Here is a 4536-nt window from a genome sequence, read left to right as displayed (position 1 = left end):
TACCGCTTTATCGCAGTCGAGGGCTTTAACCCGCATGCCTTTGCGATTGGTTCCGCACCATCCGCCTCTTCTTCATATGTGAGTGGTGGTCCATTGGAGGCCATTGGCGATGAACTTACCCTATCCATTCCTTCAGATTTTGATTCTTCTACTGAGAGCCTTGCTTTCTACTGCGTGGCTCATCCTACTACGATGAACGGAGAGTTGCGTGTACTCGGGAAGGAATTTGAAGATATCATTGATATACCAGTGGAGCAGGTGGTTTCTTTTGTGGATGCCGTGAAGTCTTCCACTTCTGAGTTGGCGGATGCAGACCCGGTATGGGCAAATAAGATTTTGGATGTGATCGATGAAGACCGCTTTGTTTATGAAGTCGGTTTGAATAACATGCTCAACTTGTATTTCGATCAGAATGGTAGCTATTTACATGCAGCCAATGATTATTCCGAAGAGCGCCTGTTTATACCAAACTCGGAAATCGCTCAGTCGATCAAAAATCTGATAGCTAGTGAGTTGCCAGAATCAAAAATTATTGATTTCGAGAGCGAGCGTTCGGCAATTGAGGTGCCCAACCATAGCAATGAAGTATTCATCGCTATTGTTGAAAATAACAAAAGTGAAATGTTTGAAATGGTTATCAATGGTAATGGAGATACGGTCATCGTGATCTCACTTTTTGAAGATTACATCCCTTGGCGTCCAGTAGAGTTGCCGGAATTAGCAGTTCAGTACCTTGCTGACAATTATGTGTATGATGATGGATATCCCATGAATTATTGGGAGGACCAACGCCCAACTCCAGACGGGCAGTCCATGGAGTTTGTTGCATACTTAGAAGATGGCAGGGAGGTAATCTTTAATGAAAATGGTACCTTCAATCGGGAATTTAATCCTTGGGATATTGAAGAGGATGCGAAACTTTCTTTCAACCCTAAGCGCTCCGCCTGGGGGAATGATCTTAGCTCGAGTAATTTTTCGGAAAATACAACAGGAGGGGATGGTCCAGCCTATGTACATATTGAAAAACTTAACCTATCTAGTTCGCACAATGGATCCGAAGGAGTCGAGCAACATACGGGTGCCGAAAACTGGGACGACATGATCTACCGTATATCTTTGGTTAACACTGTTCTTGGTGAAGATGCTAACCTTACCCGATCCGCTTTGGAGCTTGGTTCTACTGTCTTACCTGCAGGCACTCCTTTAAAGCTTACTTTTACTTATGAAACAGGAGAACCCCGTTACATTTTATTAAGTGGCGGAAAAGTTCGTGGATTCAAGCGTACATGGCCCGAGTGGGACCGCCCTGGGTCCTTTACCATACTCGCAGAGACAGTCGATTCAGTTTCCACGAGCGATGGCGATCTGGCTTCCACATTTGGGATGGTTGTGGTCATGGGAGGTGAACGCTTTTACAATGGAGCAATTTTTCAGGCAAATGTCCCTGTTTTAGACATGATGCCTTCGGAAATGATTTCCCCTTATGAACAGGTGGCAGGTTTTTCCTTGGTTTCTGAAACCTCCGCAGATGCGAATATATCAGCCTTTTTACCTCGCGATTTATTGGAATGGAATTTTGGAATTTCTGAACCTCATCGTGTAAAAGCTGGATTGATGGATGAAAATGGTTCCCTACTTTTTATCAATGGAAGTGGTGCAGATGAAGAAGGTGCCGAGTTTACAGGTGGTGGATTTACCCGTGTTATCCATAAAGGCCATGAACCAGATTTTGCACCTTATCCTCAGGAGGGTGGAGATGATGATTACAAACTGGGTGATCACGACTCGGATGAAGGCTTTATCGATTCGGACGAACAGTCAGAAGAAGGAGAGGTCAAATCCAAGTTCGATTTCAATGCCGATGGATATGGGGATTCCTTACTAGAAATTCGTTTTCATGCAGGAGCATTTCCTAGTGATATTGGATTTGGGGATCCCTATGAAGATCCATACAAGGATTTAAATAAGGAAAATATGGGTTCCATTTATGGTAATGTTCTTAACGACAGTGGAGCTGTAATTCCGGATATCGGACTTTGGTTCTTCCAGGCTCCAGATGGATTGGATGGTCCTTGGGAACCAGCTTTCTTTATTTTAGATATCAATCATAGCAGCGGCTCGTACGAAGCCTACTTGCCGACAGGGGATTATTATGTTGAAGCTTGGGGTTTTGATCCTGCGACAAACACTCCTTACAAGTCCGAGGTTTCCTCTCAATCCTTTTCAATTATAGATGCAAACAGCTCCTTTAGTTATGATTTTTCATTGGAGGCAGACTTCGTGGTGTCTCATGAATTTGGTCAGATCAGTTCTCAACTCAATATTTCCGGCCATGAGGAAGGTCACCCGCTTGACATTTCATTGGAGCTATACCCGGTAGACCAGAATGGTACCAGGCAAACCGATTATCCGACTGGATGGCTGTGGGTAGAGCCAGACGGTAAGATACAAGGAGAGGCTCCAGCAGGCCGTTACGAAGTTGTTTTGTTCTCGTATGATAACTCCGTTCGTTTATCCGGAGGCACAGTTCATTGGGATGTTGTAGCCAACCAACTCAATGAATTTTCCCTACTTGAAGCAGCAAAGAGCCAACCCCTTGCAGTAAGTGGAATGGTTCGGGACGCTGATACCAATAATGGTATTTGGGCAGAGGTAATATTTGTAGATCCAAATGACGAGTTCCGTGAATTCTGGCCAAGTTGGGAACATGATGAATCAGAATCTTTTGTTGAAGGTTCATACTCGGTCAAAATCCCTGCCGGAACCTATAAAATTAAAGCGATGCGCTGGGATGGGTTATACCAATCAGAATTCTACACAGCGGATGGAGTAGGCACGACGGATTTCAGTGCCGCTGCGGAAGTCGTTATTAATGCAAACAAAACGGATATCGACTTTAATTTAAACGGCTCTCCTGCTGCTCAAGTAGCTGTACGAATTGTTGATTCCAATACATCATCTGCAGTTGAGTTTGCATGGTTTGCTTTCTTCGACGCCGAAGATGAGTATGGTCCAGTTGTTTATCCCCATGTTCTGGAAGCGGAAGGTAATTATTCTTTGAAATTGCCCGGTGGGTCATACAAATTAATGGCTGAAGCAGGTGGGTATGAACCAAAGTATTTAGTCACTAATGCCGATGGGAATTATACCTGGGCAAGTGGGGATTGGTCGTCCGCCGCAACCCTCGTGTTGACAGACGGCAATTTGACATCACTCCCGTTGGCAGAGCTAAATGCTTTCGCTCAGGAAGACCATGAGAGGTATGATTTCGATTGGTTTGATGGAGACGCAAACATTACATTTGGAACCATCTCGGGTACAGTGGTTACCAATAAAGGAAATGCGGTGCCGAAAGCCCGAATCGTTGCTCATACCGATGATTACCTTTTTTGGTTCGATCATTTTGAAACCAAGATCGATGGTTCCTACGAACTTTCCAACCTTCCATCCGGAAATTGGATTGTAATTGCCGAGCCCCCTTTTGAGTCCGAAGAATATTTGGGCTATCGTTCTTCTCAGGCAAATTGGGAATCTCCCATTTCCGTTGATGCAAATGCGACATCGAATATCAAATTAACCCTGCAGGGTTCAAATGTTTCTGGTCGTATTATGTATCCGAAAAAAGATGAAAACGGACGTGTGAAATTAACTGCCTTAGCCGATGCTTTCCTGTGGGCATTTCAGGATGAAAACCAGACAGGGGAGCCAAATTATGAGTATGTGGAGGGTGAAGATTTTATCTTCAACGAGGCTTATGGAGAGACTAATAGCGATGGATTTTTCTCTTTATCCCTTCCTGAAGCGGGAAAATATTCCATTAGAATTGAGGTGCCAGGCAACCTTGCCAACCTTGCCTTGGCTCCAATACATTTTGAACTCAAAAACCCAAGTAAAGAGATGCGTTTGGGTAATGCTATCCGTGTTGATTGGTCTAAGTCTGACGCTCGTGCAAGTACTTACAAACTCGAGAGAAAGGCAAGTACTGAGAGTGTTTATACGAGTGTGGATGATAATATTTCAGGAACCCTAAAATCCTACATAGATTCCACTGCGACCCCTGGCGTTTCCTATGAATACAAGGTTACAGCAACTACCGCCACCGGAACTCAGGCACTAGCAACCACTGCCTACAAGGTATCGAAACCCTTCATTTACTTGGTGCCACCAAATAAAACTATTACAGGAAAAGTTCGCGACGATTTAAACGCTAGTATTTCTGGAGCAGAGGTGGTTGCGGTAAATATCAGTGGTGAAGGCTGGGCCAACACTTTTTCCGACAATTTGGGCGACTACGAACTTAGCGTAGGACCAGGCAAATGGGAAGTCACGGTATATCGCCCTTGGGACGAGAATGTTAACTGGTCTTACGATAAAGCCCCTAAAATGGCAAATTTCGCAGAAAGTGCTAATAAGACCATCAAGACCTTGAATTTTACTGTCAATCGAATGGGAGATGGTAAAGTCGTCGGTACGATAGATATACCTGACGGTATTACTGATGCAGCCTCCTCCATATGGATCGATGTCTTTAGCCCA

1 protein-coding gene is annotated in these 4536 nt (G+C 44.4%); it reads left to right on the top strand.

The features are described 5' to 3' along the window. Window positions 1-4536, top strand: a 4536-nt coding sequence (locus ACKPQ4_RS05865; RefSeq protein WP_407680268.1) for a carboxypeptidase regulatory-like domain-containing protein, incomplete at both ends; no start/stop codon positions are given.

The organism is Candidatus Chordibacter forsetii (assembly GCF_964187505.1).
Classification (GTDB): Bacteria; Verrucomicrobiota; Verrucomicrobiia; order Opitutales; family Seribacteraceae; genus Chordibacter; species Chordibacter forsetii.
This window is presented reverse-complemented; position numbering and strand designations above follow the sequence as displayed.